Genomic DNA, 25,569 nt, shown 5'->3' with positions numbered 1-25,569 from the left:
ATTGCAAAGGGCTGGTGAAAATGGTCGGCCACCGGGATACCGTTTGTTATGTATAAGAAGGGCGTGGCCTTAGAGATTCAGTTTTCCTCCGAGCGACTCAACGATGGTGCTGGTGATCCCTACTGGATCGATCTGACGCAGGCGGAAGCGCAGTCGCTTCTGCAAACGCTTCAGGCGCATCTAGCTGTCAGTAATGCAGGGACCGCGCCGCCGCTCGTCGTGAGCCTCGACGATTCGAAATCTATGCACGCGGTGGCATCCGAAGATGCATCTGTATTGCCCGCTACTGCTCAAGACGCCCAGACGCGCGATGAGTTCAAGCAGTGGGTGTGTGTGATTTGCGGCTGGATCTACGACGAAGCGGCTGGCTTGCCCGAAGAGGGCATCGCCGCTGGAACGCGCTGGGCCGATGTGCCTGCCGACTGGCGCTGCCCACTGTGCGACGTGGGCAAGGAAGATTTTGCGTTGGTGGAGTTTTAAGCAAAGGGGCACGAATACCCGTACTCGATGGAATATCTCGGAGACTTCAAGGTCCGCTAGCGAACTTCGTTCGCCAGTACTCCTTGGCGTTCAACCACTCCGCCTGAACTTTTGCCAAGATGGCCGCGCAGGGAAGTATAGAGTGCGCTGATCCAAAGGATCGCTCCAGTGGCGAACTCGCCGGAAGGGTAGTTGGGACCGCCGCAGTTCATCCACGGGTAGGCCAATGCTACGACGATAAGCGCGATACCTGTGACGTAATGCCGGGGAGCGTGGAAAATTCGCGCTAGCGGAATCAGGTGCAGGCCGACGATGAGGACCACCGCAGGCGTACTCCATTCGGGATGCCCAAGCGCACTCAAGATGAAACTCACCGCGAAGACCGCAAGCCATTGCACGAGGTTGACCCACCTGAAGACGCGCTGCCGCGCCTTGCGTGCTTCGGGTTCTGCATTCATGTCGACATGCGGACGGAACGCGCGAAAATCGCACATAGCCCACAGAAAGAGGGTGCCTCCGGCCAGCACGATTAGCCCGAGCATCGGCCAATCTACTCCATGTGTTTGCAGGCACCACCCTGTCATCCACAGCGTGCCAAATCCGGCAAAGAACATCTGACCAACTGCCGAGCCGGTTCTGTGAGCGTAGATGGTGTTGTGTCCCACGAATATCCCCCGACAAAGGTGTGCGCACGAATTTCGCTAAAGAAGTCGCGGCGTCGCTTAACTGATTAGAGCCAAGGCGACGCTGGCGTCGCCCAACCTGGATTGCCTGCTCCGGTGTGTCTACCGAACGCATCAAGAAGTACCGTCGAGAATGCCTCGCAGATAATCCACATAGCGTTCGAATGCCCGCCTTCCTGACGTGGTCATGGCCACACGCGTGCGCGGCTTTTTGCCGACGAAGTCTTTGGTGATCTCGATGTAACCACTCTTCTCCAGAGTGGCGAGATGCGCGCCGAGATTGCCTTCTGTTGCATCGACGATGGCGCGCAATCGCACAAATTCAATCGCCTCGCGGTTCGGTAATGCTTTGAGCGCTGCCATGATCTTGAGCCGAACCGGTTGATGGATGGTTTCGTCGAGCTGATCCATTCACGCGGTCCTCAGCCAGGCACCAGCCAGTATCAACGCGCCGCCGCCGACCACCGCCATCCACAGGAGGAAGTAGGCAGGAAGCAGGTAGTAGCCGACGAGCGTGAGCACGGCGAGGGCCAAACCTGTGACCGCGAGGCGCGATCCGATCCAGAGGCCGCTCAGAAAGTAGAACAACGCGACGATCAACGAGATCAATACGGCCGACTTCTCGCCGGTGGCTGGCTGAAAGACGTTAAGCACAGCGATGTAAAACACCACAACGGCCAACGCCGACGCGAGCCAGCGCCACGACTTGTCATTGGATGCGTCCTGCTTGCCTCTTCTGCCAAGGAAAATGCAACCGCCTATGCCGATTACGTCCAGCGGGATCCAGATCTGCGAAGCGCGTGTGGGGAAAAAATGGGTCACAGCGAAGCCGACTAACCAGATCACACCCCAAAGCATCAGCATGGGCGCGAACTTCTGATAGCTATACAGCTGGCTGCTGCGATGGCTGACAGCCTCGACTTCGCGCAAGGCCTGTGATGCCTGCTCAGATGAGAGTGACATGATGGCTCCAGAAGGGTTTATGTAGAGTACTCTATACGGCAGAGTATAAAAGTGCAAGTAGTTCGTTTGCGGGGGTCGTAGGGGTGATGTGGTGATCAGTGGTATGCGCCGTCGGTGCGCGGCGCATACCACTGCCGGTCGGTTGCAAGGTCATTTGATAGAGTGGCGAGGTCACGTTAAACCACTGGCGACCATCGAATGTCTTCCCCAGCAAGCCAACCTTACCCAAACGTGGTTCACACGAGACGATTTGTCCTTTCTCCGCTGACGTCCGGCCACGCGGAACGCATGTTCGAGGGATTGAGTGACGTACGCGGTCACGACTACATTCCCGATATGCCGCCCGCAAGCGTGGCCGCGTTAGAGGAGCGCTACAGACGCCTGGAAGGTCAAGCTTCTGGCGATGGCCGAGAGGTGTGGCTGAATTGGGTAATCGGCTCGATAGACGAGCCGACGCTGTACGGCTACGTTCAATTCACGATCAGTCAGGCAGAACAGCGCGCGTTTGTCGCGTATTTTGTTTTTCCTCGCTATCAACGACAGGGGATTGCATCAGAGGCCGTAACCGCTGCCCTGTCGAGTGTTCTGACAACATTTCAGATAACGCGAATCGACGCGCAGATCGATACTCGCAACGCGGCATCGATCGCGTTAGTGGAGTCTCTGGGGTTTGTCCGCACCCGACTGATCGAACAGGCAGACGAGTTCAAAGGCGCCGTAAGCGATGAATATCACTACTCGTTCGACGCGTCTCGCATGCGCTAATCACGCGCCCTGTTCACCATGCCCCCGAACCCGCACCCACGGTCGCAACGCACCCACCTACAAGAAGGAGTTTCCGCAGTGACCAACGATCCGGCATCCGCTACCGCCCTGACGCCGCAAAACATCTACGACGATACGACCTTCTTCCAAGGCTACAAGGCGCTTCGCGACACCGACACCGGCTTGAACGGTGCCCTGGAAATCCCTGCGTTGCATCGTCTGTTGCCCGAGCTTTCCAATTCGCACGTACTCGACCTGGGTTGCGGCTTCGGCGAGTTCGCGCGTTTCGCAAGCGCACGGGGAGCGGCCTCCGTGACCGGCGTCGATATCTCCGCGCGAATGCTCGAAGAAGCCGTCCGACGAACGAGCGATCCGTCGGTGAGTTACGAACGCTGCCCCATCGAACAGTATCGACCCGCAGCAGATTCATTCGACCTTGTCGTCTCCTCGCTTGCGTTGCATTACGTCGAAGACTATGCCGGCGTGGTCGAGCGTGTATTTCAAGCCTTGAAACCGGGTGGCCGCTTTGTATTTTCCGTGGAGCATCCGCTCTGCACCGCCTACCCGGTAGGCTGGGTTCGGGATGACGAGGGGCACCGGCGATATTGGCCGGTCGATCACTATCGCGAGGAAGGGAAGCGAGACACGCGCTGGTTTGTCGATGGTGTCATCAAGTATCACCGGACCGTTGAAACCTACGTCAACACGTTGATCCGCGCCGGGTTGCTGCTCGAGCATCTTGGCGAGCCGGGGCCCACTGCGGAGGCATTGAAAGACCGCCCCATGCTGGAAGCCGAACGTCGCCGGCCGCCCTTTCTGCTACTGCGAGCCTTGCGGCCAGCGGGCTGAAAAGTAGGAACCGCCCGCGTCGCAAGTCGAATTCAATCCATTCAGCATAATTGCAAATGCGAATCATTTGCAATTATGCTGAAACTGTCCGATGATTGAGCATGCTTCACAACCGTGATTCTTTTGCGCATGCTTTCATCCGTTTCAAACGCCCACCCCGATCGCACCGTGTCATCCGCATGTACTGACGAGTCTCAGCATGCCGTCTGATTCGTCAATTGCAAACGTGGACGAGGCGGCCTCGTTGGCCGGTCAATCCGGGTCCACTCAAACCATTCGGCGCGCCGCGGAACTGGAGTTCATCCCCCAGCGTCTCGCTTACCGGCTGGCCGCTGACGTCGCTTATCCGAACGACGGCGAACTGCTCTTGTGGCGTTGCCGTTCGGAATGGCACTTTGTGTCCAAGGACGCGGCGTACGCCCGTCTGTCGCAAGCCGAACTCGCGCGGGTCAAGAGCCATCCGAATCCCGCATTGGGCAAGCGCTTTGTCGTGGGTCGCGCCGCGATGCGTGAGATTCTGGGCGACATGATCGGCTGCGCGCCCGCGGAGGTCGATCTGGTAGAGGATGCGCAGGGTCAACTGCGTGTTGCCAACGTCGGCGAGCGCGAGCCTATCGAGATCGCCATTGCCTATGCCGGAATCTGGATCGTGATCGGCGTGAGCAACAGCCCGCTCGGCCTCGCGACGAGTGTGCCGACGCTGCCTGATAACGCTGCGAGCGGCCATCCTGACGGCGACACAGCGTCGTCCCGTCGCCAGAAAATGTCCCGGTCAATCGAGACGCGAAGCCACGTGCGTCATGCGAGTCTCACGTATGCCATGGGCGCGCAATTGATGAACGCCGACGCCCACGTACTGCAGCAAGATGCGGCTACTTTCTTCGTCGATGCGCCCGACGCGCGTCGCTGGCAGATCATCGACTTGCCGATGCCGGGCATCATTAGCGCGGCAGCTGCGGTCGCTCAACCGGTGACGCGGGTTCATGCGTTCGGCTGGATGGGGCGCGACGGCCGGGCAATCGCTGAGTAAGTTGCGCGCTAACACCAACGTTCACTCGCACCGTCCGCGGTACTGCAACTTTTCAGCAAAACCTCCCCGCAGCAAGACTCAACGCGCCGCCGCACGGTCCGCCGCGGGCGCCGTCAGCACCTGAGTGACCAGCGCCGGATCGTGCGCAATTGCTTCCTCGCTAAACGGCACCCGCATCCAGTGTTTGCTCGCGTATTCGCGGGTCCCGTCGGCGTAATGCGGCGAAGCGGGATCGTCCGATTCCGATGACGCGAGCAACGTATCGGCCACAACCTCTCCTTGCTCGAACCGCACCACCTGCAGGTAGCTGTTGCCGTTCGGATTGACGTTCATCGAATCGCCACGGGTATCGAACGGATGCTGCGCGCAAGCCGCCGTGAAGTACCCTTCCGTGTCGCAGCCGCCAAAGAGCGGAATGCGCTCGTCGTTGCGCTGCACGTAGAGCGCCGCGCTGCGCGGTGCATCGATGGCAATGCCAGCATTGTGCATGTCGGCGAGGGCGGCTTGCATTGCCGTCGCGAGTTTCGCATGGTCCACCGCGATACCAGCCGGTGTGGTCAACGGCTGTTTCGGATCGAACGGCACGGCGTACAACTGCGCCGCCGGGATGTCCCTGAGATGTTCCCAGAAAGCGTTCCACAACGTTGCGCCGCGGGCGTCGGCATCGGCAGTATCGTTCCATGCCGCGAGAACAGCACAGGCCTGTTGCAGATCGTTTGCGTTACCTGTCACGCAAAGACGGTCGAGCACCGGCTGCTTGAAAAGGATCGCTGACATCGAGCGGCTGTCCAGTGCGGCGCGTTGCAGCGCGCCCGGCGATACGCCAGCCGGATCGGCCTGCAGTTGCGCGGCAATCGTGTGGCCGAGGCGGGTGCGCAGAGACTGCGCCGCATCGGTTGGGCCAATCACCCGCGCGTAGCCGGTCAAGGGCTCAGCCGGATTGCTGAGCCAGAAGCTGCCATTGAAATTGCCCACATAGTCACGTCGCAACAGGCTCGGCATCTGCGCGACCGGCATCGCGCCAGGCTGCACAGCACCCCGGTCGAGCTGCCAGTCGCAATCGCTGCGTGTACCGTCAAGCACGGGCACGCCCGGAATCGCGTGGGCGAACGCCTTGCCGACGGGCGGCGTGCAGCGCTCCACGAGACTGTCGGGCGCATTCGGGATGGCGCCGATATCCGCGTACCAGACGCGCGGATCGCCGCGACCAATGGCAAGCGTATTGACCCAGGGCACCGCAGCATTCCGTTTCTGGATGCGGATGAAGTCATCGAGTGAACGTGCCTGATTCCAGTCAAGGAAGTTTTCGAAGACGCGGAAGTTGTCCGCGTCGATGTCGCGCAGGGCGAACGCTTGCTGTGTGTTCCATGCGAGTGCCGGCGACATCGAACTCAGGTTGAGCATTGGCCCAAACCGCGAACGGTAGAGCGTCCGGGTGACTGGATGCACCGTGCCGTCGTCGGAGCGGACCTCAACGGTGACGCGAGTCGGCGTCATCGCTTCCACCTGTCCGTCGTACCGATACGACGTCGTCAAGCCCGGCACCAGGCTCAACTGAAACAACCCGAACCGCGACGCGGTGGACACCGTATGCGTCCACGCAACGTCCCGGTTGAAGCCGATCTCAATCACCGGTGAACCGAGAAACGACACACCGCTGACATCGAGCTTACCAGGGATGGTCAGTTGTGCCTGGTAGAAGCGGGCCGGGCCGCTCCAGAACCAATGCGGGTTACCGAACAGGATAGCGCTGCCATTGTGAGTGGCATCAGCACCAAACGCGAGGCCGTTGCTGCCCACGCCAGCGTGGCCGCCGAAATCCATCAGCGGAGCGGTGGACGCCAGGTTCTGCGAATCCGGTGAGCCTTGCGGCGAAGTCGCGGATGCCATCGGCTTTGCGCCGCCGGGCGTAGCGCCCGGCGGCTGCGCCGTAGCAATCGCGGACACAAAACGGCCCGCACCGGCTGCCAGGTTAGCCGTATAGAGACGCCGGTAGATATCCGCCGTGCTGATCTTGCCGACCCACGGCGCCGAGCGGCAGGCCGCATGCGCCCCGACGAATTCGCCCTTGGCAAGCTCATCCACATAGCGGTTATAGCCGCTCGCGAAGCCGTCTATCAGCGCACGCATTTCCGGCGTCTGGCTGTTGCGGTATCGAGCCACGGCTGCACCGTCGTCGATGAAGCGGAAGAAGAAATCGGCGTCGAGATTGGACGGCAGGCCGAACGTGTCATCGTTGGACGGCCGCGCCTTGGCGCCGAAGTAGCGCGAGCGCTCGCCCCGATAGGTAACGAAGGCATCGGCCATCGTGCACAGATTGTCCTGCGCCTGCACATAGCCGTATCCGTAGCCGAGGCTGCCCCAGTCATCTGCCTTCAGATGCGGAATGCCGAGCGCAGTGCGGCGAATCTCGACCTGGTATGCCGGTGTGGCGGCGTCGGCGTGCGACTGGATGTCTGTAGAAGGCGTGCTGCAACTGAGCAACGCAAGGACAAAGGGAAGAGCAAGCAACAGGCGGGCGCCGCGGGTGAGAGAGGGCATCGGACGCATGGAATGGTAGCAGGGCGGGACCTCATGCTAATGCGAATGAGTCGCAATTACAAGCCTGCGTTGACTTAGATTCCTTTCAATCCACCACGAAACCGCGTTATCAGCTTCCCAGCGCCGCCAGTTGCCGCAGCCGCCGCGCGAGCGCCTTGGAGACGACCTGGGACTCCGCACCGCTGCCAATGCCGCGGGCGGCTTCGCTCTCGCGCAGGAACGCAGCGGTTTCGGACGCCACGATTTCACGCTCGTTGTCCGAGGTGATCATGTGATACGAGTCGTCGAGATAGATCGTGCGCAGAAACGGCGAGGCAATTTTCGCTGCAACGTCATGCGCGTTGCGCGGATTGGCCGTTTCATCGTCGATAGCATGAATGATCAGGCAGTCGGTCGTGATGCCGGCGAGGCTCGCGCGAACGCGTTTTGCTAGCCGGCTCGCCTCGCGCAACGCGGGCAGCGAGATCGTAGACGGCCCGACCTCGCTGATGCCATTGCGCTGCATGGCGCGCGCGATCTTCGCACGCAAAGCCTCGTTGCGCAGACCGAACGGCGAGGCTTCGCGATAACGCCAGCGACTGCGCAGCGGCGTGTAGTAGGCCCAGCCGAGTAAAAACCGGTACCACGGTATCGCCCAACCGTCGTATGAGAGGGTGACCGATAGCAGAACGACTGCGTGGGCCGTCGGCCGTTTGCCGACCACGGCCAGCGCGAGCGCCGCGCCTACCGACAAGCCGCATACCGACACCCGCGCATACCGCTCGGCCAGCAAGTCGAACTCACGTACGGCAGCGTCGACCCAGGCTTGCATGTCGCGTTCAGTTGAGCCCGCGCTGTAGCCATCCAGAACTGGCGCGAAAGTGGTAAATCCTTCGGTGTTCAAATGACGTGCGAGAAAGCGCATTTCGAGTGGCGAACTCGAGAGGCCGTGCAGCATGAGCACGGCGTGCTCACCGCCTTCCTGGAGGATGTGTGTGGCTTGATCCAATGCTTAAGTCTCGATTCGCAGGACCAGAAAGTCTCCGGCATGCGTCGTAAAACGCTCGCCGACGCAGTCGACAGGCTTATACGTGTGGTCGCCGCTCCTGATTCGCAGGCGATGACTGCCAGGCGAAAGGCTGTTCTGGAGGCGTTCGATATCCGCGGGATGCACGACCGAAAAGCGGCTGCCTGGCGCCGAAGTATGCGGCAGGGCGTGCACTGTGCCAGCCGCCTGATCTGCGTCCGGACGCAACGACGCTTTCCGGTCGAGCGCCTGGATCAGGATGATGGAGTCGTGATAGTGCGGCAGATGGCGCAACAGCCGATGCGTTTCGTCGATCGTGCGAAGCCGCAGCGCGCGCTTGTTATCCGCGCGCAGCAGCATTTCATACCGCGATTTGGCCACTGACGCGAACATCTCCGCGCGAAACTGTGCCCGGCGCAGGCGCTCGATCAGACAGATGATGAGAAGCGTCACCCAAGGATACGAAACGACGAGCATCAGGTCGCTGTGATCGAAAACCGAAAAGTCGGCATACGGCGGCACAAACAGATAGTCGGCGATGACCAGTCCGACGAGCATGACGGTCAAGGCGGGACCTAGCCCGAAAAAATATTCGATGAGCGCAGCGGCGACGCAGAATAATGCGCCCGGCATCGCGGGGCCGACGAACGGGCTGAGTAGCATGCGTACTCCGCTTGCTGCCGCCAAAGCGAGAAACGCGGCAAGCCAAGCCCGGGAACCGCGTGGGGCCCACCTTTTGGCGTTTTTAATTTTCACAGCACTGCGTGCTTCATGGCACGCCTAACTTATTGATTGGGGGGCAATGGTATCGCATTCGATGCCGGAGGACATGGGCTCTCACGTGAGATTTTTGCGGAAATGCAGGACATCTGGCTCTTTTCTATCCCTCTCTGCCTGTTGCGCATGTATGACATCTATTCGAAAGGTTTGGGGGTACTCAGCAATTCGCACCGTGGAGAATACGCGTCAAAACGTGTACGTCAGCGCGAAGGTGTCCGTATTTTGCTGTACACGCCGCGTGATCGGACTCGACGCGGAGTTTCCATATAGGCGCGCGAATTTCAGTTCGACCGTGGCGATCAGCGATTTGGTGATCAGATAATCGGCCTCGGCGGTGATGTAGCCGGTGGCCGCGCCGGAATGCGCGTCGTAGACCGCCAAACCGGAAGCTGCGCTTTGACTCTGCGTGATGCCGAAAAATGTCTGCTGATACGTTCCATTTGTCCACGTGACACCGGGGCCAGCGGTCAGAAACAGCTGTTTGCCGATGGGCAGCGTGACCGTGGCATTGGTATCGACCACCAGCCCTTCACGGTTCCCGCCAATATCCTGGGCCGCAGAGTTCGACCACGTGAACGCCGATTGCGTGTAGTTGAGGAAAACCTTGGCTCGTGGCGTCGTGGGCACATTGCGTAGCCCATGCAGGTGGGCGTCTTCACTCGTCTCGCGTTCGGTGAAATCGTACTGCAGCGCCAAGCCTGCGCTCCAGTTCGCGTTGTTAACCAGATACACGCCCGCCAGCATGTCTTCTTTGGCGAAGAAGCGATTCTTGTATTCGATATCGAACGCTGGATAAGGCCTGAGGCGCATGAAGTTTGCGCCGGGATACGCGGGTTCCCACTGCGCTTCGGCGCCGAGCGTCACGGTCCAGTCCGGCGTCGGCGCGGCGTTAGTCGTGGTCTGCTGCGCGAACGACACGACGGGCGTCAGAAAGGCGGCAAGCGCCATCAGGCCAGCGCCGAGTTGGGGTGACGAAAACATAAAGCCAGTTCAGAGAAGGGAAATCTGAGGCGGGACGCTGCGGTAAACCGGTGGGGTCTTTTGCTTTGGGCCTCGTTACGTAGCCCGGAATATTCTGGGCGCGCGTGATTATGAGGCATGCCGAGCAATCTCGCACGTCCCCTGCGAATGCAGTGAACTGGGGGGATGAATACGAAGGTTTGTGTCGGAGGTGAGGTAAGCGGTGGGCGATGAGCGAGGCCGCGCTTGCCGCGCGGCCTCTGTCTTTCAAATACCTTCTATTTAGAACTGGTGACGCAAGCCGACCGTCACGGCCACTTGCGTACCGCTCGACGAGGGCGATAGCGTGTTGATCGATGCGTCGCTGAGTACCGAGCCAGCCGGTGCACCGTGGACGTGCTGATAAACACCTTCGAGGTAGACGTCGGTGCGCTTGCTCAACGAGTAGTCGGTTTGCAGCGTGAACTGATTCCATTCCGGCGATGCGCTCGTGCCGCCATTGCTGAACGAGCCGTCCGTGAACGTGTACGCGCCGGCGATGCTCAAGCTCGGGGTCAGCGCGTAATGCGCGTTCACTTCATAGTTGTCGAGCCGCAGGCCGCCACCCAAGGCGACGAAACCATCGCCGCCGGCAAACACGCTCGACATGTTGTCGATCTGCGAATGGGTCCAAAGGAGGCCAACGGTGGCCGAGCCGAACGTATAGTTGCCGCCTGTGCCCCAGATGCGCTGGCGTTGCGCCACGAAATCGGCGCTGCCGTCATCGAGCGCCACCGCGCCGTTCTGATTCGTGCCGCTGACGCCGCCGCCTGCGTTGTTCAGTTCCAGGTAACCCGCAGCCAGGTTGAACGGGCCGTGCGCATACGTCGCGCCGAAGCCATACACGCGGTTGTTCGAGAACTCGCCGGCCTTGTTGCTGAACCCGTACATGCCTTCGACGGTGACGCCGGCGTAGGTGTTACTCGTGAACTTCACCGCGTTGTTGATGCTCATCGAATCCGCAGCGAGGTTGTCGTTGTTGAACGGATGCGCAGCGAGGTTGCCGCCGTAGGTGCCGCCGGCAGACGAGATCGGTCCGAGCACGTCGTTGACGGTGTCGAACTGGCGGCCGAACAAAACGGTGCCGAACTGGTCGCTTTGCACGCCCACATACGCCTGCTCGCCAAATGCATCGCCCGCGTTAAACAGGCTGCCGCTATTGAGGTTAAAACCGTTTTCCAGTTTGAAGATCGCATGCAGTCCGCCGCCGAGATCTTCGGAGCCTTTAAGGCCATACACGGTGTTTTCCGTCGAGGCGCTGGTTTCTTGCCAGTTGTTGTGGCCGCCCTGGTTGTTCGTGAACACAAGGCCCGTATCGATGACGCCGTACAGGGTGACGCTGCTTTGCGCGTGGGCGGTCAATGCAAATGCGCCTGTCAGCGCAAGTGCCAGTAAAGACTTCTTCATGCTTTTAAGCTCCGTGTTGTCGCGGGACTGCGAGGGTCAATCGCCCGAAGCGGCAATGCGGGCTTGGCGCCGCGGAGAGAAATTCGCATACGAAAACTCAATGATCGATTGCCGGTCGGGTCTAATAATTGAGAACCGGATGCTACGGGTTTGGAGATAAAAACGTTGTATAAAGTGCAGGTTCGAGCCGTGGAAGTCGTCGATTAACGTCGCCAGCACAACAATCTGTTCACTTTCAAGCCGCTATTCAGCATGATTTCGCACTCCTAGAATCGCATCCCAATGACCTGTTCGTTTCCTGTGTGGACGAACTGCCCTCAAGACGCCAGACGGGATGACGATGACGACAGTTCCTCCATTCAAGCAGCGGTACAGCGCAACTGCGATGAGCCTTCACTGGCTGATCGCCTTGCTGATCGTGGCCGGCTTCTATCTGGGCTGGATCATGACCGACATTCCCGGCTTCACGCCCACCAAGCTCAAGTACTTTTCGTGGCATAAGTGGATCGGCGTGACGGTGTTCATGCTTGCCGTAATCCGGCTGGCGTGGCGCCTGACACACCGCGCCCCGGAACTGCCGCGGGGCATGCCGCCGTTGCAGAAGCTGGCGGCGGAGGTGGCGCACGTGATTCTGTACGTGCTGATGTTCGTGATTCCGGCGTCGGGTTATCTCTACAGCTCTGCCGCCGGAATTCAGGTGGTTTATCTGGGTATCGTGCCGCTGCCGACGCTGATCGGGCCGGACACCGCGCTCAAGATCGTGCTGAAGTCCATCCACATCTGGTTGAACTACACGTTGCTCGTGATCGTGGCCGCTCATACGCTGGCTGCGCTGAAGCATCACTTCATCGATCGTGACGGCCTGCTGGCGCGTATGATCCCCTTTCTCAAGTAGCCTTAGGTTTAAGGCAGATTGAAGGCAGACATGAAAACTCCTTTCCTTCGCTGGTTAGTCGCAGCGACCGCAGTGACTTCGCTGTTCCTCGGCGTGGCGCATGCGCAGGTCGATACGTCGAAGAGCACGGTAACCGCGACCTCGAAACAGATGAACGTGCCTGTCGAAGGGACGTTCAAGAAGTTCACGGCACAGCTCGATTTCGATCCGGCCAAGCCGGCGGCGGGCAGCGCCAGGCTGTCCATCGACACCGCCAGCTACGACCTCGGCGACGATAGCTACAACCAGCAGGTGCGCGGCAAGGAATGGTTCGACACCGCGCACTATCCGAACGCCACCTTCGTCTCGAGTGCGATTGCGCCGGCCGGCAGCAACCAGTTCAACGTTAGCGGCACGCTGACCATCAAGGGCAAGTCCGCAAACGTCACGGTGCCGGTCAAGGTTACCCAGCAAGGGTCGACCCAAAGCTTCGACGGCGCATTGCCGATCAAACGCAGCCAGTTCGAAATCGGCACGGGTGAATGGAAAGACACCTCGGTTGTTGCCGACGAGGTCGTGATCAAGTTTCACATCATTGCAGCCAAGAAATAAACCGCAAACCTCCCAGGAGAATCACTTTGAAAAAGCAACTTTTAGCCGTAGCAGTCGCCGCCTTGGCAGTGGGTGCATCGTTTAGCGCGATGGCTGCCGACACCACCTATACGCTCGATCCGACGCACACTTCGCCGAGCTTCGAAGCCGACCACTTTGGCGGCGTCTCGATCTGGCGCGGCAAGTTCACGAAATCCACCGGTACGGTGACGATCGATCGTGAAGCGAAGACGGGCACGCTGGAGGCGACCATCGACATGACTTCGGTGGACATCGGCAACGACACGCTGAACACGGAACTGAAGAGCTCGAAGTTCTTCGACGCGACCCAATTCCCGACCGCGGTCTACAAGGGTACGTCGATGAAGTTCAAGGGCGATGTGCCGGTTGAAGTGATCGGCGAGCTGACCCTGCACGGCGTGACGAAGCCGCTGAACCTGAAGATCGAATCGTTCAAGTGCTTCCAGCACCCGATGCTCAAGCGCGAAGTGTGCGGCACGGAATCGACGGCGACTTTCGACCGTTCGGACTTCGGTATCGACTTCGGCAAGACCTACGGCTTCAAGATGGCGACCGTTCTGCACATTCAGGCGGAAGGCGTGAAGCAGTAAGCAGGCTTTGCCCCGCCAGACGACGGCGGGTTGCATCGACGTGACGACCCGGTCCCATGTGGCCGGGTCGTTTGCATTTTGGGCGCTTGCTCGTCACGAGGCAGGCCTTCTTTAGCGGCTCGTAAGGCCGCGTAATGGTCGACTGACGATCTACCTTTCGGAAAATTTCGCGAACATTGTCTTCGTGGAAGGGCATCCCTACACTCCACTCAAACGTATCAAAATGTAACTTTGTGTTTCTGCTGGTAAATCACAGCGAGTTCGGCCGTGCGTCTGCCCCGCTGCACAAGGCTTTAGCGCGCCAGACGATTGCCGGCTAGAAATGAAGTGGATGTTTACCGAAGGGCGAAAGATCATGAGCGACGGCGAAGCGCAGGGTTTCATCAGGGAAGTCAATCTGTCGTACATCATGCTGGCGCAACGCATGCTTCGTGAGGACAGGCTGGTCGGCATGTTTCGGCTGGGGCTGTCCGCGCAGAGCGCGGAGCTTCTCGCGACCCTGACGCTGGCGCAAACGGTCAAGCTTGCCGCCTCCGACCACGTGCTCTGTCAGTGCCGTTTTGACGACCACACGATCCTGTCCACCCTGACGCAGTCCGGAGGCCATGTGGACGTGACGCCCGCCCATACGGCCATCCTGCTCGCCAGTCAGAAAGCGGCACAGTTCGTTTAAGCCGGCTTCCGATTGCCCCTTTACCTTTCTGCGGCGGCCCGGTGGCGGGGTCAATAACGCCGTCGTCGCGACGCGCGGGATGTCCAAACGCCTTACGCCGGCTTATCCGCCTTCAACTTTTCCCTGTTTGCAGCCGTTATCACCGTTAGGGCCTCTACGCCGCCGCTTGCCAGCGATCGGACAGCGTGGCGCAGGTTCGCTAACCGGTAACCCGCATGAATGACATGTCGCACGATGCTGCCGCGTTGTCCCTGATCGCGATGACCTCGTATCTCGGACGGCAGCCGATCCTCAACCGCGAGGGACAACTCGTCGCTTACGAATTGCTGTTTCGGCCGTTCGCTTTCTCCGATAACGCCGAACCCGCCGACGGCACGCCGCTCGACGAGACGCGCGCCACCGCCGACATCGTCATTGAGACGCTCGGCGAACTTGGCATGGAAAGCGTATTGGCCGGCCGCGCCGGCTACATCAACGCGGGGCGCGACTGGCTGATGAACGAGATGTTTAGCCTGCTGCCATCCGCTCACTTCGTCGTTGAAATTCAGGCAACCGCGCAGTACGACGATCAACTGGTTCAACGCATCAAGGCGCTGACGCGATCCGGCTACCGCTTCGCCATGGAGGATGTTCGCGAGGCCGCCTTGGGCCACGCGGAGGTGTTCGACTGCGCTGAAGTCGTCAAGATCGATGTGCCGGACTGGACTGCGTCGCGACTGGCGCCGTTCGTTGCTGCAATGCACCGCGCCGGCAAGCGCGTCGTAGCGGAAAAGGTCGAGACACCGGACGACTACCGGTGGACCCACGAGGCCGGCTGCGACCTGTTTCAGGGCTACTACTTCGCCCATCCCCATCTGCTCGCGGTGCGCAGGATTCCGCCGCTGCGCCAGGCGCTGGTCAAACTGCTGGTGATGCTGGGCGCCGAGCCGCCGCTGCCGACCCTGGAAGACGAGGTCAAACGCAATCCCGCACTGACGATGCAACTGCTGCGCTTCGCCAGTTCGGCGCATCACGCGTTGACGCGACGGCGCCTGCGGATCCGCGATGCGGTCCAACTGGTCGGCACCGACTGGCTGCGCCGCTGGGCCCTGCTCGCCCTGTACACGGACGGCAATAGCCGGTCTGTCGCATCCAATGCACTGGTGCAACTGGTCGGCACGCGGGGGCGCTTCATGGAACTGGCCGCGCGCAGGCTTAGGCCGCACGACGAGGAGTTCGTCGACAACGCATTCATGACGGGCATGACCTCGCTGTTGCCTGCCGTACTGCAGCGCAACCCCGTCGATCTGTTTTCTGAACTGCAGTTGGCGCAAACGGTGCGCGAAGCCATCCAGACGCGGGCCGGCCTGTTGGGTCAACTGCTCGCGTGTGCGGAAGCCATGGAGAGTCCGGCCGCGGCGGCAAGGGTGACGCAGATGTCCGAGGATCTCGCCCCGCTCAATGCCGCGGCGGTCGCGCTGCTGTCCGCCGCCGCAGCCAACTGGATGGCCGACCGAACCCGTTTTTGACGGCTATCGAGGTGGCCGCGTGCGGCGTGTCGTTCAGGACTTGCTGCCGGACGGCTTGCCGTCATGCGGACCCATCGGGCGCATAGGCCAGTCGACCCAACGGTCCGGGCGAGTGGCTTCGTGAGCCTCATGCATCGGATAACGAATCCGGTTTTCCTTCTTGTCGGTTTCTCCGACCACCAGCAACCGCACGTCCTGATCCGTGTTGTTGATGAAGGTATGGCAAATCCCGGTACCCGCCGGAAACGCCACCGAGTCACCGGGCTTGAGCGGATGCAGATGACCGTCGAGCCACACATCCGGCGTGCCCTCGATGACGAAGGCGAATTCCTCTTCGGCACTTTCCGCATGCGGATACGAGGTTCGACGTCCAGGCGGCACGCGCACATGGTGAATGCCGATGCGCTGAAGTCCAAGCTTCCTGGCAAGCGGCGCACCGATGGCAAGTAGCTCGGTACTGCCCTTGTAGTGGGCATCGTCCGGGTTTTCCAGTTCGCTCCAGTGGCGGATGAACTCGGGTCGCTCCATTGACGTCTCCTTGTATTGGCGTGCGTGATAGCGTCGCCGCGTTGTGTCGCGTGAAGCGTGCCTTAACGGACGAGCGTGCGCAAGCTCCCCACCAGCTTGCCTATCTCCGCCTCGGTGGTCAGGTAACTGACGGAAGCGCGCGCTATCTGGGTGAGACCTCGCGCGTTCATATCGAACGGTGTGTAGCCCACGCCGTTGCTGCCGATGGCCACACCTTGCGCCGCCAACGCACGTTGCACCTCTTTGGCATCGATACCGGCCACGCTGAAGGCCACCAGCCCCGAACGTTCGCGTCCCTGATCGAGGACCGTCACGCCGTCGATCTGCGCGAGTTCGGCGCGCAGCGTCTGCGCGACGGCGTCGATGCGAGTGCGGATGTTTTCAACGCCGATATCCAGCGCCTCCTGCAGTGCATTGGCCAAACCGCAGCGCAGCGCGGACGCGACTTCGACAGATTCGAACCGCGCTGCGTCGCTGCGCACGACAGGTTCGCCGTCGTCATCGAGCGGCGCCGTTTGGGTATCGACATAGGCCGGTGTGAGCCGAGGCAGAAAGTCCTGCCGCACGTACAGCAACCCTGTGCCTCGCGGACCGCGCAACGCCTTGCGGCCCGCGCCGGTCAGCACGTCGCAACCGAGTTGCTCCACATCCACAGGTATTTGTCCGACCGCTTGCGCGGCGTCGATGAAGTAGGCGATGCCATGACGTCGCGCGATTTGTCCGATGGCGGCGGCCGGGTTGATGAGGCCGCCGTTGGCCGGCATCCACGTCAGCGCGATCAGGCGTACCCGTTCGTCGAGCATCGCCTCGAGTGGCTCGGGATCGACCTCGCCGCTGTCATCGGAAGGGATCACCTCGATCGATGCCCCCGCACGCACTGCCGACAGGCGCATGCTGGCCAGATTGCCGCCCCACTCGTGACGCCCAACCAGAATGCGATCGCCGGGCTGCCATTTGCCCAACGCGGCGAATGCGCTGCCCCAGGCCTGCGAGTTGCCCGTCGTCACGGCGATCTCCGCCGGTTGCGCGTTGAACAACTGCGCGGCGAGGGTACGGGCACGCTCTATTTGCGCGCGCGCTGCGACACCGGCTTCCATGGGTCCCATGGTCGCTTCGCGCCACAGATGGGCGTGGACTGCTTCCAACGTCGCTGCGGACGGCAGCGATGCGCCAGCGTGGTTGAAGTGCGTGGTGTGCTGCGTGCCCGGCGTCTGGGCGCGCAATCCGTCTACGGTTGCATCGGTGAGGGGGGCTGACATGACTTGAAGGTTCCAGTGATGCAGGATGGATTCAGGGTTGCTTCAACGAGACGACTGCTTCGACTTCCACGGCGACGCCGGACGGCAGCGATGCAACACCCACTGCGGCACGCGCATGGCGGCCGGCGTCGCCGAACACTTCTACCATCAGATCCGAGGCGCCGTTGGCGATGGCGCTCTGACGGTTGAACTCCGGCGTGCTGGCGACGAAGACACCGAGGCGCACGATGCGAGCTACGCGATCGAGCCGGTCGCCCGTGGCCGCCGCAAGCTGCGACAGTATGCCAAGCGCGGCGAGCCGTGCTGCCTGCACGCCCTCGTCGTCCGAGATATTGTCACCCAGGCGGCCGACGTAGGCAGGCTTGCCTTCCTTACGCGAGATCTGACCGGAAATGAATAGTAGCGAGCCGTCCTGCACGAACGGGACGTAGTTGGCCGCAGGCGCGGCGGCGGATTCGAGCGTGATACCGAGTTCGGCTACGCGGGCGGAGATCGAGAGGGTCATGTCGTGTGCGTCCTATGAATATGTGGATGGACGTTCCATCCTATTGCGGCTGCCGTCGGCTGACGAATGAATTCTTGCCGGCCACGCATGAGCGAAACTAATGCGTTCAGTTTATCGGGTCTTGCGCCGCGGTCTGCATCAGCCAGTCGCGGAAGACCGTTACAGCCTCAATCTCGCCCTTCGCTGCGCGCGGCGTGACGAGCCACCAGCCGATGCGCGGATCGTCGAGTACCGCATCAGGCACTGCCTGCACCAGTGCGCCGCTCGCCAGTTGCGGAGCAATCAGGCGATGCCGGCCCATGGCAATACCTTGTCCTGCGAGGGCCGCTTCCACGACGATGTTGTAGTCGTGCAGATGCACTGTCTGTGCACCGCGCAGGTCCACGCCGAAGCGGGTCCCCCATGCTTGCCATTCGAAGGGCAGTTTGGCGTGTGACGCGAGCAGCGGATAGCGCACCAGGTCTTGCGGCTTGCGGGGACGGCGCGTGCCGCCGAGCAGGGTGGGAGAGCACACTACCGAGAGCCGTTCCGGCATGAGTTTGCGTGCGCGTACGTCGGCCCAGCCGCCGCGGCCGTAGCGGATGGCCAGGTCGACTTCGCCGCCGGGGACGTCGGCGAGCGCGATATCGGGCCGCAATTGCAGTTCGATGCCGGGATGCGCTGCCGAAAACGCCTGCAAGCGGGGGGCGAGCCAGCGTGTGGCAAACGAAGCCAGCAAGCCGACCGTTAGCTTGATCCGCGCGGTAGTGGTTGCACGCGTTTCCGCGGTGCCGGTGCGCAAGAGTTCAAAGGCGGCATGCACTTTTGCAAAGTAGGCCTGCCCTGCTGTGGTCAGTGCAACTGCGCGCGTGCGCCGTTCGAAGAGTGTTACTCCCAGTTCGCTCTCGAGCTTCTGGATGTGATGGCTAACCGCGCTTTGCGTGACGAACAGTTCCTGCGCCGCCAGGCTGAAACTCAAGTGCCGCGCGGCGGCTTCGAAAGCACGCAGAGCGATAAGCGGCGGCAACGGTCGCGTGGAAGGCATGAGACTCGAAAGAGGGCGTAGGGGAGTGCGCCATGCTACGCCTCGCAACCGACCGCAAGCAAGGTGACCTGTGATTCGATTACCGCGCCAGCATATTCCCCCTGAAACGCAGCACCATCCTGCATCCCGGCTGGTTATCGTGGATCTCCACGTCGGCGTCATGCACTCGCGCAATGGCCGCCACGAGGCTCAAACCGAGGCCGTGACCGGCCGGCGCCTGGGCGTGCTGGCTAGGACTGCGATAGAACGGCCGCAGAACGGCTTCGCGCTCGCCGGCTTCAATGCCGGGGCCTGAGTCGGCCACGTGCAGGATGGGCTCGCCTGCCTCAATCCTCGTTTCGACCGAGATTGAGCCGCCTCCAGGGGTGAATTTCAGCGCGTTGTCGAGCAGGTTTTCGATCGCGCCGAATAGCAGATCGATATCGCCCCGCACCTTGACAGGCGCGGGCGCGTGCACCGACACCGTCAGACCGCGGTCGTCCGCTACCGGCTCGTACAGATCTACGACGTCGCGGATCACGGTGTCGAGCGACACATCGCCAAAGCTCGCGCGCCGGCCGTCGGCTTCGATCTCCGCGATTCGCAGCAGGGCGGTAAAGCGGTTGAGCATGACGTCCGATTGCACGATGGCCGCATCGACCGCGCTTTCGTAATCGTCGACGCTATTTGAGCGCCGGCGCGCACGCTCAAGCCCTGCGCGCAAATGGGTCATCGGCGTTCGCAAGTCGTGCGCGATCCCGGCACACACGCCTCTGACTTCGGCAACCAGCCGCTCGATCTCGTCGAGCATCGTGTTGACGATCTCCGCCAGGCGGTCCAGATCGTGATGCGTGCCGCGGGTCGGCAAGCGCCGGTTTAGCTGCCCCGCCATGATCTCGCGCCCAGTCAGGCTGATGGCGCGGATGCGGCGATTGGACATTGCATTGAGCGCCGCGCCGCATCCCACAGCAAGGATGATCGTGAGCGTCAGACCTATGCACAGCATTTTCAGCAGCGTGTGATCGAAATAACGGATCTCATCGATCGAGTGTCCGACGACGACGCGCACGCCGCTAACGGTGGGCACGATGATGCCGCGAAAGTGTTCTGTTTCGGTGCGGTCACCCTCGCGCACGATCTGCGCGTAGTTGAACGGCTTACCGTCGTGCGCTGGCGGCAGGACGTGGATGTTACCGGCGAGCCACGTGCCGTCTGTATCGAAGACGCCATAGGGACGACTGCTTGCCACATCGCGCCGGCTCAACGCATCGATGTTCGCGATCGCCTCGTCGCGGCCGATGGAATGGAACTCGGCCACCTCGCCGAGCAGGCGCTCATCGACCTCGTGCACGAGGTAACTGTGGGTCGCCCAGTAAAGCATCGCGAACAGCACGATCGCCGAGGTGATGAACACCGCCAGCAGCCAGCCGACGCTGCTCAGATGCATGCGTGTTCGCCGCTTACTCGCCGGCATGGAGGATATAGCCGACATTGCGCACTGTATGAATCATTACCGAGAGCCGCCCGTTCAGACTGATCTTGCGGCGTAGTTGACCGATATGCATGTCGATCACGTTGGTCTGGGCGTTGAAATGGTAGTTCCACACGGACTCGAACAGCATCGCCCGCGTGACCGGTTGTCCGGCGTGCCGCATCATGAATTCGAGCAACTGGTACTCGCGCGGCTTGAGCTCGATCACCTCACCGGCACGTTCGACCTGATGCGTGCCCATATCGAGCACAAGATCGCCGACGCTCAATGCAGACGGCTCCTTGGATGACGAACGGCGGCGCAGCAGCGCATTCAGGCGTGCGGTGAGTTCGAGACTGTCGAATGGTTTGGTCAGATAGTCGTCGCCGCCGGCGCGTAGACCTCTCACACGCTCATCCACCGCGGACAGTGCACTGAGGATCAGCACGGGCGTTTCCTTGCCGACATTGCGCAGGGTGGAGAGGATCGACAGACCGTCGATATCGGGCAGCATGCGGTCGAGCACGACCGCGTCGAAGTCGCCATCCAGCGCGCGCAGCAGGCCGGTGTGCCCGCTCGCCACGCTATCGGCCGCGAAGCCATAGTCTTCGAGTGCTGCTGCGACTTCGAGGCGCACACGCTCGTCATCTTCGACGATCAGAATCCGAGGTCTGCGCCCCGCCGGGTAAGAGGCCGATGCATCACTTTCCAAGAGAGCGTTTTTCCGATTGATCGTGTGGCATGAAGGAGGGCCGGCGCCTGGACGAAAGTGCCCATCCTAACGTGGACAAATGAATGCGTAGTGTACGGAAACTTACAAATCTAAGCGCACGTCTGCGCCGTTTTGTTTGCAGCACAGGTTGTTGGGTATCCGTAATAAGAACTTTAACTTCGTAAGTTACCCATCACTCGGTATTAATGCGCTATCGATAGCATCCCGCCTTGTCTGCTCCATCGCCCCCACCGCTCTATTCAAAAACAAGGATGCATGAATCATGCAACGGGTACGTTCAAAGCTCAATCAGAAGCCTCTGACGCAATTCGTTCTTGCGACGCTCTGCGCCGCCGGAACACAGATCTCGCATGCGCAGGCAACCGGCGATCTCGGTTCGGTACAAAGCACGGCCGTGTCGTCGTCCGCTAACAGCACGCCTGCTACGACGAATGTGGAGTCGGCGCCGGCCCAGGCGCCCTCGCAGGGCTCGCTCACGACTACCGAACCGAAGTCGATCATCAGCCAGCACTATATCCAGAACAGCACGGCGCCTACGTCGAACTACAGCGACATCATCCAGATCGCGCCGAGCGTGTCGAACATCGATCCGAACGGCGCGGGGTTGATGGAATCGCAAAGCCTTTCCATTCGGGGCTTCCAGGACGGTCAGTACAACGTGACATTCGACGGCATCCCGTTTGGCGATTCCAACGACTTCACGCACCACTCGACGTCGTTCTTCTCGAATCAGGTGCTGGGCTCGATCAATATCGACCGTGGTCCGGGCGACGCCTCGCAGATCGGTTTCGCAACCTTCGGCGGCACGATTGGGCTGGACTCGAAAGATCCGTCGCTCACGCCGTCGTTTTCGGTGCTGGGCTCATACGGTAGCTGGAACACGTGGACCGCCGGTGCCGAGATGAACACGGGCGACATCCAGCAATGGGGCGATGCCCGTGCGATGGTCGGCTATACGCAAACCAATAGCGACGGCTACCTGACTGATTCTGCGCAACGTCGGGAAAATGTCTACTTCAAGCTCGAAAAGCCGCTTGGCGACGACACGCTGGTCACCTTTTTCGCCACCTACAACAAGATCCACCAAAACGTGCCGCTTGGCGCGACCGCCCAGCAGATCCAGGATTTTGGCCCGAACTTCGGCCTGAACAACAATCCGGCGAGCCAGGCGTACTACGGCTACAACGTCGATCTGATCAATACCGACTTCGAATACATCGACGTTAAAACGAAAGTCGCCCAATGGGTGATCGATAACAAGGTGTACACATACGGCTACTACCATAACGGCTTTAACGGGCTCGATCCGAACGGTGAAACCCCCAATGGTACGAGCCTCGGACCGAACGACGTGCCGGGTCAGGAGATGAACAACAATTACCGCGCGTGGGGCGACGTCCTCACCGCCGAGCGGAAGATCGGCCCAGGCACGCTGCAGCTAGGCGCCTGGATCACGCATCAGTCCAACTTCCGCGACAACTTCAATGTGGACGACTCGCTGAACTTCGCGTTCCTGTCACAGAACTTCACGATGACCGATACGCTGCTGACGTTCGAGCCGTATCTGCAGTACGCATTGCAACTGCCGTATGGTTTGACGGTGACGCCGGGCGTGAAATACGTGTCGTTCAACCGGCAAATCGACTCGCCGATGAATCAGGGCTCAGGCACTCCGGTGGACTTCGGTCATACCTGGTCGAAGGTGTTGCCCTCGCTCACGGTACATGATCAGATTACCTCGGACTGGAGCGCGTATATCCAGTACGCGCAGGGCTTTCTGGCGCCGAACCTGAATGTGTTCTATGTGCAGAGCCCGACGGTTTCTGGCCAGCCCGATCCGGAGCAGACGGATAACTATCAGATCGGCACGACCTTCAAGACGAACCGTTTGACCGTTTCGGCGGACCTGTACTACATCAACTTCCGCAATGCCGTGACGAGCCGCACGGTGGGCGACAACACGATCTTCACCAATGCCGGTGGCGCGGTCTACAAAGGCTTCGAATCGGAAGCGACGTTCTCGCTCGGCTACGGCTTCAGCCTGTACGCCAATCTGACGTTCAACTCGGCCAAGCAGAAGAGCACCGGCGACTGGATGCCGAATGCGCCGCAACAGACCGCCGCGGCTGGCGTGCTGTATGAGCATGGTCCGCTGGCCGGCTCGCTGATCACGAAGTTTGTCGGTCACCAGTTCGGCGATACGGGCGACACCCAGCCGATTGGCGGTTTCACCGTGACCAACTTCTCGGCCGCCTACACGATCAAGAACCTCGCGCCGTGGATGCATGACACGCGTATCGGCTTCCAGATCGACAACCTGTTCAACCGCACCAGCATCGATGCGCTGGCAGGCTTTACCGCTGCCGACAATACCCCGCTGTACTGGACCATCCCGGGCCGTGCATTTATCGGCACGCTGTCCACCGATTTCTAACAGGAGTTTTCCATGACCGTCGACACTCTGCTGCACCTCGCGAACAATTCGGGCGGTGTCCTCTACGTCATCGCTGCCATGCTGTTCGTTGCCCTGACGATCATTATCGAGCGCAGCTGGTTTTTACAGCGCGCTGCCGGCAATAGCCGCGCTGCGCTCGAACAGATCGACCGGCTCGACCAGTTCAATGCGACGACGCTGGGCGCCTGCGCCGAGCAGTTCCACTCGTTGCCGACGGCTACGCTATTCTCTACCGCGGCCCGTCTTGCCGGGCACACCTCACGTGAAGACCTCGACGCATGTCTCGAGGAAGCGATCATGCGCGAAGCACCGCGTATCGACCGCTTTCTCTGGGTGCTCGACACGGTGGTCACTTTGGCGCCGCTGCTTGGGTTGTTCGGCACGATCGTCGGCATGTTCAACGCGTTTCAGGTGCTCTCCAATCCCGGCAACGCACCGACCCAGGTGACGGGTGGCGTCGCCGAAGCGCTGATCGCGACAGCCTCCGGGCTGTTTGTGGCGATGATCGGTCTGGTGTTTTTTAACGGCTTGCACAATCGCGTGCGGGGCGTTGTGCATCAGCTCGAGACCGTGAAGGCTGCGCTCGTCAATCGCCTGGCTGGAACGTCGCAAGAAGCCTCGAAGGCCGTGCGCGAAGCACCGCGCGCCGTGGTCGGAAAACTCGCGTCGCAGGGAGCGTGACGATGAAGTATTTCGAAGCGCGCAAGGCTCGCATCGAGATCATTCCGATGATCGACATCATGTTTTTTCTGCTGGTGTTTTTCATCATGATCACGCTGCACATGATTCCGAATGCCGGCTTGCGCACGCAGTTGCCGACGAGCAGCACGACACAGTCTTTGCCGCCGCCGAAGGTGACTGTCACGCTCGCCACCGACGGCAGCCTCTCTGTCGATGGCCGAACTTTGAGCCCTGCTGAACTGACGGCAATGCTGGCGGCGCGAGCGGATGCGGCGCACACCGTGGTGACGATTGCCGGCTCGAAACAGGCGCAGATCCAGAAGCTCGTCGCGGTCATGGACGCCTGCCGTGCCGCAGGCGTCTCGCAGATCGCGCTGGCTGCGCAACCCGTGGCGAACTGACATGGCGACTGTCTCCGCCCCTGAGGTTGTGCGGGAACGGCCGCGTCTCGCGTCTGCTGCGGCGTTCGCACTGCTTGCGGAAGTGTTGCTGCTTGGCGGCGGCGTTGTGCTCCTGACGCATCGCTCGCAGCCGGCACCCGAACGGCCGCCGACGTTGCTGACGCTGGCGGCGCCCGCGCTTGCTCCCGTCCCGACGCCGCAACCTGCTGCGAAACCGCTGACTCCGCCGAAGCCGGAGACGCCCCAGGTCACGCGCCCGGTTGTCCCGCCGCGTCATGTCCAGCACGTTGTGCATGTTGCGCCGCCTAAGGCCGCACCGGTTCCAGCACCGACGCCTGCCCCGGCGCCGATGCTGCCGTCCGCGACACCGACCGAAGCTCCGCCCGCGCCGCGTCCGCCTCCGCCGGCTGCCGCACCCGCTGCGACGGCGCCGAACGCAAGCTTTGAGGGCGCGCTGCGCGCGGCGATTCAGGCGGCGCTGCGTTATCCGGAGTCGGCGCGCATGGCGGGCATGTCCGGCCGCACACGGGTCGCATTTCAGTATCGCGACGGCGTGGTGTCCGATGTAAGCGTGGTGGTATCGAGCGGCATCGGGCTGCTGGATCGTGCCGCGCTGGCTGCCGTGCGGGATGCAGCCTATCCCAAACCCGAGCCCGCATTTGTGGGCAAAACGCTGTCCGAGCAGTTATGGGTCACCTTCAACCTCAACGACCACGATTCGTAATCGTTCGTCCGGTTGGCCCTATCTGAAA

General features: G+C 61.1%; 27 protein-coding genes. 13 read left to right on the top strand and 14 right to left on the bottom strand.

The annotated features are described in order from the left end of the window. The first annotated feature begins 48 nt into the window (after window positions 1-48). Window positions 49-480 carry a rubredoxin gene (locus P3T20_RS16410; RefSeq protein WP_074266996.1) on the top strand — a complete coding sequence of 144 codons (432 nt, stop codon included), beginning with the start codon at window positions 49-51 and terminating at the stop codon, window positions 478-480. A 56-nt stretch (window positions 481-536) separates the two neighbouring features. Here P3T20_RS16410 and P3T20_RS16405 read toward each other — a convergent pair whose 3' ends face one another. The 3 genes from P3T20_RS16405 to P3T20_RS16395 form a co-directional block, all read right to left on the bottom strand. After that, the gene (locus P3T20_RS16405) at window positions 537-1,145 is read right to left on the bottom strand and encodes a hypothetical protein (RefSeq protein WP_429287368.1); all 609 of its coding nucleotides are present in this window, start codon (window positions 1,143-1,145) and stop codon (window positions 537-539) included. 132 nt (window positions 1,146-1,277) lie between these two features. Beyond that, a complete protein-coding gene (locus P3T20_RS16400; RefSeq protein WP_074266998.1) occupies window positions 1,278-1,574 on the bottom strand; it encodes a winged helix-turn-helix domain-containing protein in 297 nt (98 codons plus the stop codon). After that, complete coding sequence (locus P3T20_RS16395; RefSeq protein WP_074266999.1) at window positions 1,575-2,126, bottom strand: hypothetical protein; 552 nt, start codon at window positions 2,124-2,126, stop codon at window positions 1,575-1,577. 198 nt (window positions 2,127-2,324) lie between these two features. Here P3T20_RS16395 and P3T20_RS16390 point away from each other — a divergent pair, with 198 nt between their 5' ends. The 3 genes from P3T20_RS16390 (at window position 2,325) to P3T20_RS16380 (ending at window position 4,770) form a co-directional block, all read left to right on the top strand. Continuing rightward, window positions 2,325-2,891 carry a GNAT family N-acetyltransferase gene (locus P3T20_RS16390; protein ID WP_083611577.1) on the top strand — a complete coding sequence of 189 codons (567 nt, stop codon included), beginning with the start codon at window positions 2,325-2,327 and terminating at the stop codon, window positions 2,889-2,891. 78 nt (window positions 2,892-2,969) lie between these two features. Further along, on the top strand, window positions 2,970-3,740 hold the full coding sequence (locus tag P3T20_RS16385; RefSeq protein ID WP_429287367.1) for a class I SAM-dependent methyltransferase: 771 nt from the start codon (window positions 2,970-2,972) through the stop codon (window positions 3,738-3,740). Between the two features lie 199 nt (window positions 3,741-3,939). Next, on the top strand, window positions 3,940-4,770 hold the full coding sequence (locus tag P3T20_RS16380; protein WP_074267002.1) for a 4'-phosphopantetheinyl transferase family protein: 831 nt from the start codon (window positions 3,940-3,942) through the stop codon (window positions 4,768-4,770). A gap of 78 nt (window positions 4,771-4,848) precedes the next feature. Here P3T20_RS16380 and P3T20_RS16375 read toward each other — a convergent pair whose 3' ends face one another. From P3T20_RS16375 to P3T20_RS16355, 5 genes are all read right to left on the bottom strand, one after another. Then, a complete protein-coding gene (locus P3T20_RS16375) occupies window positions 4,849-7,320 on the bottom strand; it encodes a penicillin acylase family protein (protein ID WP_429287366.1) in 2,472 nt (823 codons plus the stop codon). A 100-nt stretch (window positions 7,321-7,420) separates the two neighbouring features. Continuing rightward, complete coding sequence (locus P3T20_RS16370) at window positions 7,421-8,248, bottom strand: alpha/beta hydrolase (RefSeq protein ID WP_074269264.1); 828 nt, start codon at window positions 8,246-8,248, stop codon at window positions 7,421-7,423. A gap of 54 nt (window positions 8,249-8,302) precedes the next feature. Continuing rightward, a complete protein-coding gene (locus P3T20_RS16365; RefSeq protein ID WP_429287365.1) occupies window positions 8,303-9,073 on the bottom strand; it encodes a DUF4118 domain-containing protein in 771 nt (256 codons plus the stop codon). Between the two features lie 210 nt (window positions 9,074-9,283). Beyond that, window positions 9,284-10,078, bottom strand: a complete 795-nt coding sequence (locus P3T20_RS16360) for a MipA/OmpV family protein (protein ID WP_429287364.1) — start codon at window positions 10,076-10,078, stop codon at window positions 9,284-9,286. Window positions 10,079-10,339: 261 nt separating this feature from the next. After that, window positions 10,340-11,503 (bottom strand): porin, encoded by a 1,164-nt coding sequence (locus P3T20_RS16355; RefSeq protein ID WP_074267004.1) that lies wholly within the window; start codon window positions 11,501-11,503, stop codon window positions 10,340-10,342. 340 nt (window positions 11,504-11,843) lie between these two features. Here P3T20_RS16355 and P3T20_RS16350 point away from each other — a divergent pair, with 340 nt between their 5' ends. From P3T20_RS16350 to P3T20_RS16330, 5 genes are all read left to right on the top strand, one after another. Further along, window positions 11,844-12,398: a cytochrome b gene (locus tag P3T20_RS16350; RefSeq protein WP_074269266.1), complete on the top strand. Its 555-nt coding sequence runs from the start codon at window positions 11,844-11,846 to the stop codon at window positions 12,396-12,398. Window positions 12,399-12,428: 30 nt separating this feature from the next. Continuing rightward, a complete protein-coding gene (locus P3T20_RS16345) occupies window positions 12,429-12,989 on the top strand; it encodes a YceI family protein (protein WP_074267005.1) in 561 nt (186 codons plus the stop codon). Window positions 12,990-13,015: 26 nt separating this feature from the next. Beyond that, window positions 13,016-13,600 (top strand): YceI family protein, encoded by a 585-nt coding sequence (locus tag P3T20_RS16340; protein WP_074267006.1) that lies wholly within the window; start codon window positions 13,016-13,018, stop codon window positions 13,598-13,600. A 352-nt stretch (window positions 13,601-13,952) separates the two neighbouring features. Further along, entirely contained in the window at window positions 13,953-14,273 is a 321-nt protein-coding gene (gene flhD, locus P3T20_RS16335; protein ID WP_429287457.1) for a flagellar transcriptional regulator FlhD, read from the top strand. 215 nt (window positions 14,274-14,488) lie between these two features. Further along, on the top strand, window positions 14,489-15,781 hold the full coding sequence (locus P3T20_RS16330; protein ID WP_074267007.1) for an EAL and HDOD domain-containing protein: 1,293 nt from the start codon (window positions 14,489-14,491) through the stop codon (window positions 15,779-15,781). 33 nt (window positions 15,782-15,814) lie between these two features. On the opposite strand, the gene P3T20_RS16325 is transcribed toward P3T20_RS16330, so the two are convergent. From P3T20_RS16325 to P3T20_RS16300, 6 genes are all read right to left on the bottom strand, one after another. After that, entirely contained in the window at window positions 15,815-16,309 is a 495-nt protein-coding gene (locus tag P3T20_RS16325) for a cupin domain-containing protein (RefSeq protein ID WP_429287363.1), read from the bottom strand. 62 nt (window positions 16,310-16,371) lie between these two features. Beyond that, window positions 16,372-17,568 (bottom strand): aminotransferase class V-fold PLP-dependent enzyme, encoded by a 1,197-nt coding sequence (locus P3T20_RS16320; RefSeq protein ID WP_429287362.1) that lies wholly within the window; start codon window positions 17,566-17,568, stop codon window positions 16,372-16,374. Between the two features lie 31 nt (window positions 17,569-17,599). Then, window positions 17,600-18,073 carry a RidA family protein gene (locus P3T20_RS16315; RefSeq protein WP_429287361.1) on the bottom strand — a complete coding sequence of 158 codons (474 nt, stop codon included), beginning with the start codon at window positions 18,071-18,073 and terminating at the stop codon, window positions 17,600-17,602. Between the two features lie 106 nt (window positions 18,074-18,179). Then, entirely contained in the window at window positions 18,180-19,097 is a 918-nt protein-coding gene (gene gcvA, locus P3T20_RS16310) for a transcriptional regulator GcvA (protein WP_429287360.1), read from the bottom strand. A 79-nt stretch (window positions 19,098-19,176) separates the two neighbouring features. After that, complete coding sequence (locus P3T20_RS16305; protein WP_429287359.1) at window positions 19,177-20,523, bottom strand: sensor histidine kinase; 1,347 nt, start codon at window positions 20,521-20,523, stop codon at window positions 19,177-19,179. Between the two features lie 13 nt (window positions 20,524-20,536). Continuing rightward, the gene (locus P3T20_RS16300; protein WP_074267013.1) at window positions 20,537-21,259 is read right to left on the bottom strand and encodes a response regulator transcription factor; all 723 of its coding nucleotides are present in this window, start codon (window positions 21,257-21,259) and stop codon (window positions 20,537-20,539) included. Between the two features lie 283 nt (window positions 21,260-21,542). Here P3T20_RS16300 and P3T20_RS16295 point away from each other — a divergent pair, with 283 nt between their 5' ends. From P3T20_RS16295 to P3T20_RS16280, 4 genes are read left to right on the top strand one after another with little or no spacing between them, the layout of a single operon-like run. Beyond that, window positions 21,543-23,714: a TonB-dependent receptor gene (locus P3T20_RS16295; RefSeq protein ID WP_429287358.1), complete on the top strand. Its 2,172-nt coding sequence runs from the start codon at window positions 21,543-21,545 to the stop codon at window positions 23,712-23,714. Window positions 23,715-23,726: 12 nt separating this feature from the next. Further along, window positions 23,727-24,416: a MotA/TolQ/ExbB proton channel family protein gene (locus P3T20_RS16290; RefSeq protein WP_429287357.1), complete on the top strand. Its 690-nt coding sequence runs from the start codon at window positions 23,727-23,729 to the stop codon at window positions 24,414-24,416. A gap of 2 nt (window positions 24,417-24,418) precedes the next feature. Beyond that, window positions 24,419-24,817, top strand: a complete 399-nt coding sequence (locus P3T20_RS16285) for an ExbD/TolR family protein (RefSeq protein WP_074267016.1) — start codon at window positions 24,419-24,421, stop codon at window positions 24,815-24,817. A 1-nt stretch (window position 24,818) separates the two neighbouring features. Beyond that, the gene (locus P3T20_RS16280) at window positions 24,819-25,541 is read left to right on the top strand and encodes a TonB family protein (RefSeq protein WP_429287356.1); all 723 of its coding nucleotides are present in this window, start codon (window positions 24,819-24,821) and stop codon (window positions 25,539-25,541) included. The last annotated feature ends 28 nt before the right edge of the window (window positions 25,542-25,569 follow it).

The sequence above is a fragment of the Paraburkholderia sp. GAS206C genome, from assembly GCF_050435645.1.
In the GTDB taxonomy this organism is placed as follows: domain Bacteria; phylum Pseudomonadota; class Gammaproteobacteria; order Burkholderiales; family Burkholderiaceae; genus Paraburkholderia; species Paraburkholderia phenazinium_B.
Note: the sequence above shows the minus strand (reverse complement) of the source record. Positions and strands in the feature narration are given on the sequence as shown.

Bases quoted from the DNA above. Each gene is read 5' to 3' on its own strand.
- P3T20_RS16410 (WP_074266996.1), top strand. From the start codon at position 49: ATGTATAAGAAGGGCGTGGCCTTAGAGATTCAGTTTTCCTCCGAGCGA.
- P3T20_RS16400 (WP_074266998.1), bottom strand. From the start codon at position 1,574: ATGGATCAGCTCGACGAAACCATCCATCAACCGGTTCGGCTCAAGATC.
- P3T20_RS16395 (WP_074266999.1), bottom strand. From the start codon at position 2,126: ATGTCACTCTCATCTGAGCAGGCATCACAGGCCTTGCGCGAAGTCGAG.
- P3T20_RS16390 (WP_083611577.1), top strand. From the start codon at position 2,325: ATGTCTTCCCCAGCAAGCCAACCTTACCCAAACGTGGTTCACACGAGA.
- P3T20_RS16380 (WP_074267002.1), top strand. From the start codon at position 3,940: ATGCCGTCTGATTCGTCAATTGCAAACGTGGACGAGGCGGCCTCGTTG.
- P3T20_RS16375 (WP_429287366.1), bottom strand. From the start codon at position 7,320: ATGCGTCCGATGCCCTCTCTCACCCGCGGCGCCCGCCTGTTGCTTGCT.
- P3T20_RS16370 (WP_074269264.1), bottom strand. From the start codon at position 8,248: ATGCTGCACGGCCTCTCGAGTTCGCCACTCGAAATGCGCTTTCTCGCA.
- P3T20_RS16360 (WP_429287364.1), bottom strand. From the start codon at position 10,078: ATGTTTTCGTCACCCCAACTCGGCGCTGGCCTGATGGCGCTTGCCGCC.
- P3T20_RS16355 (WP_074267004.1), bottom strand. From the start codon at position 11,503: ATGAAGAAGTCTTTACTGGCACTTGCGCTGACAGGCGCATTTGCATTG.
- P3T20_RS16350 (WP_074269266.1), top strand. From the start codon at position 11,844: ATGACGACAGTTCCTCCATTCAAGCAGCGGTACAGCGCAACTGCGATG.
- P3T20_RS16345 (WP_074267005.1), top strand. From the start codon at position 12,429: ATGAAAACTCCTTTCCTTCGCTGGTTAGTCGCAGCGACCGCAGTGACT.
- P3T20_RS16330 (WP_074267007.1), top strand. From the start codon at position 14,489: ATGAATGACATGTCGCACGATGCTGCCGCGTTGTCCCTGATCGCGATG.
- P3T20_RS16325 (WP_429287363.1), bottom strand. From the start codon at position 16,309: ATGGAGCGACCCGAGTTCATCCGCCACTGGAGCGAACTGGAAAACCCG.
- P3T20_RS16320 (WP_429287362.1), bottom strand. From the start codon at position 17,568: ATGTCAGCCCCCCTCACCGATGCAACCGTAGACGGATTGCGCGCCCAG.
- P3T20_RS16315 (WP_429287361.1), bottom strand. From the start codon at position 18,073: ATGACCCTCTCGATCTCCGCCCGCGTAGCCGAACTCGGTATCACGCTC.
- gcvA (WP_429287360.1), bottom strand. From the start codon at position 19,097: ATGCCTTCCACGCGACCGTTGCCGCCGCTTATCGCTCTGCGTGCTTTC.
- P3T20_RS16305 (WP_429287359.1), bottom strand. From the start codon at position 20,523: ATGCATCTGAGCAGCGTCGGCTGGCTGCTGGCGGTGTTCATCACCTCG.
- P3T20_RS16295 (WP_429287358.1), top strand. From the start codon at position 21,543: ATGCAACGGGTACGTTCAAAGCTCAATCAGAAGCCTCTGACGCAATTC.
- P3T20_RS16290 (WP_429287357.1), top strand. From the start codon at position 23,727: ATGACCGTCGACACTCTGCTGCACCTCGCGAACAATTCGGGCGGTGTC.
- P3T20_RS16285 (WP_074267016.1), top strand. From the start codon at position 24,419: ATGAAGTATTTCGAAGCGCGCAAGGCTCGCATCGAGATCATTCCGATG.
- P3T20_RS16280 (WP_429287356.1), top strand. From the start codon at position 24,819: ATGGCGACTGTCTCCGCCCCTGAGGTTGTGCGGGAACGGCCGCGTCTC.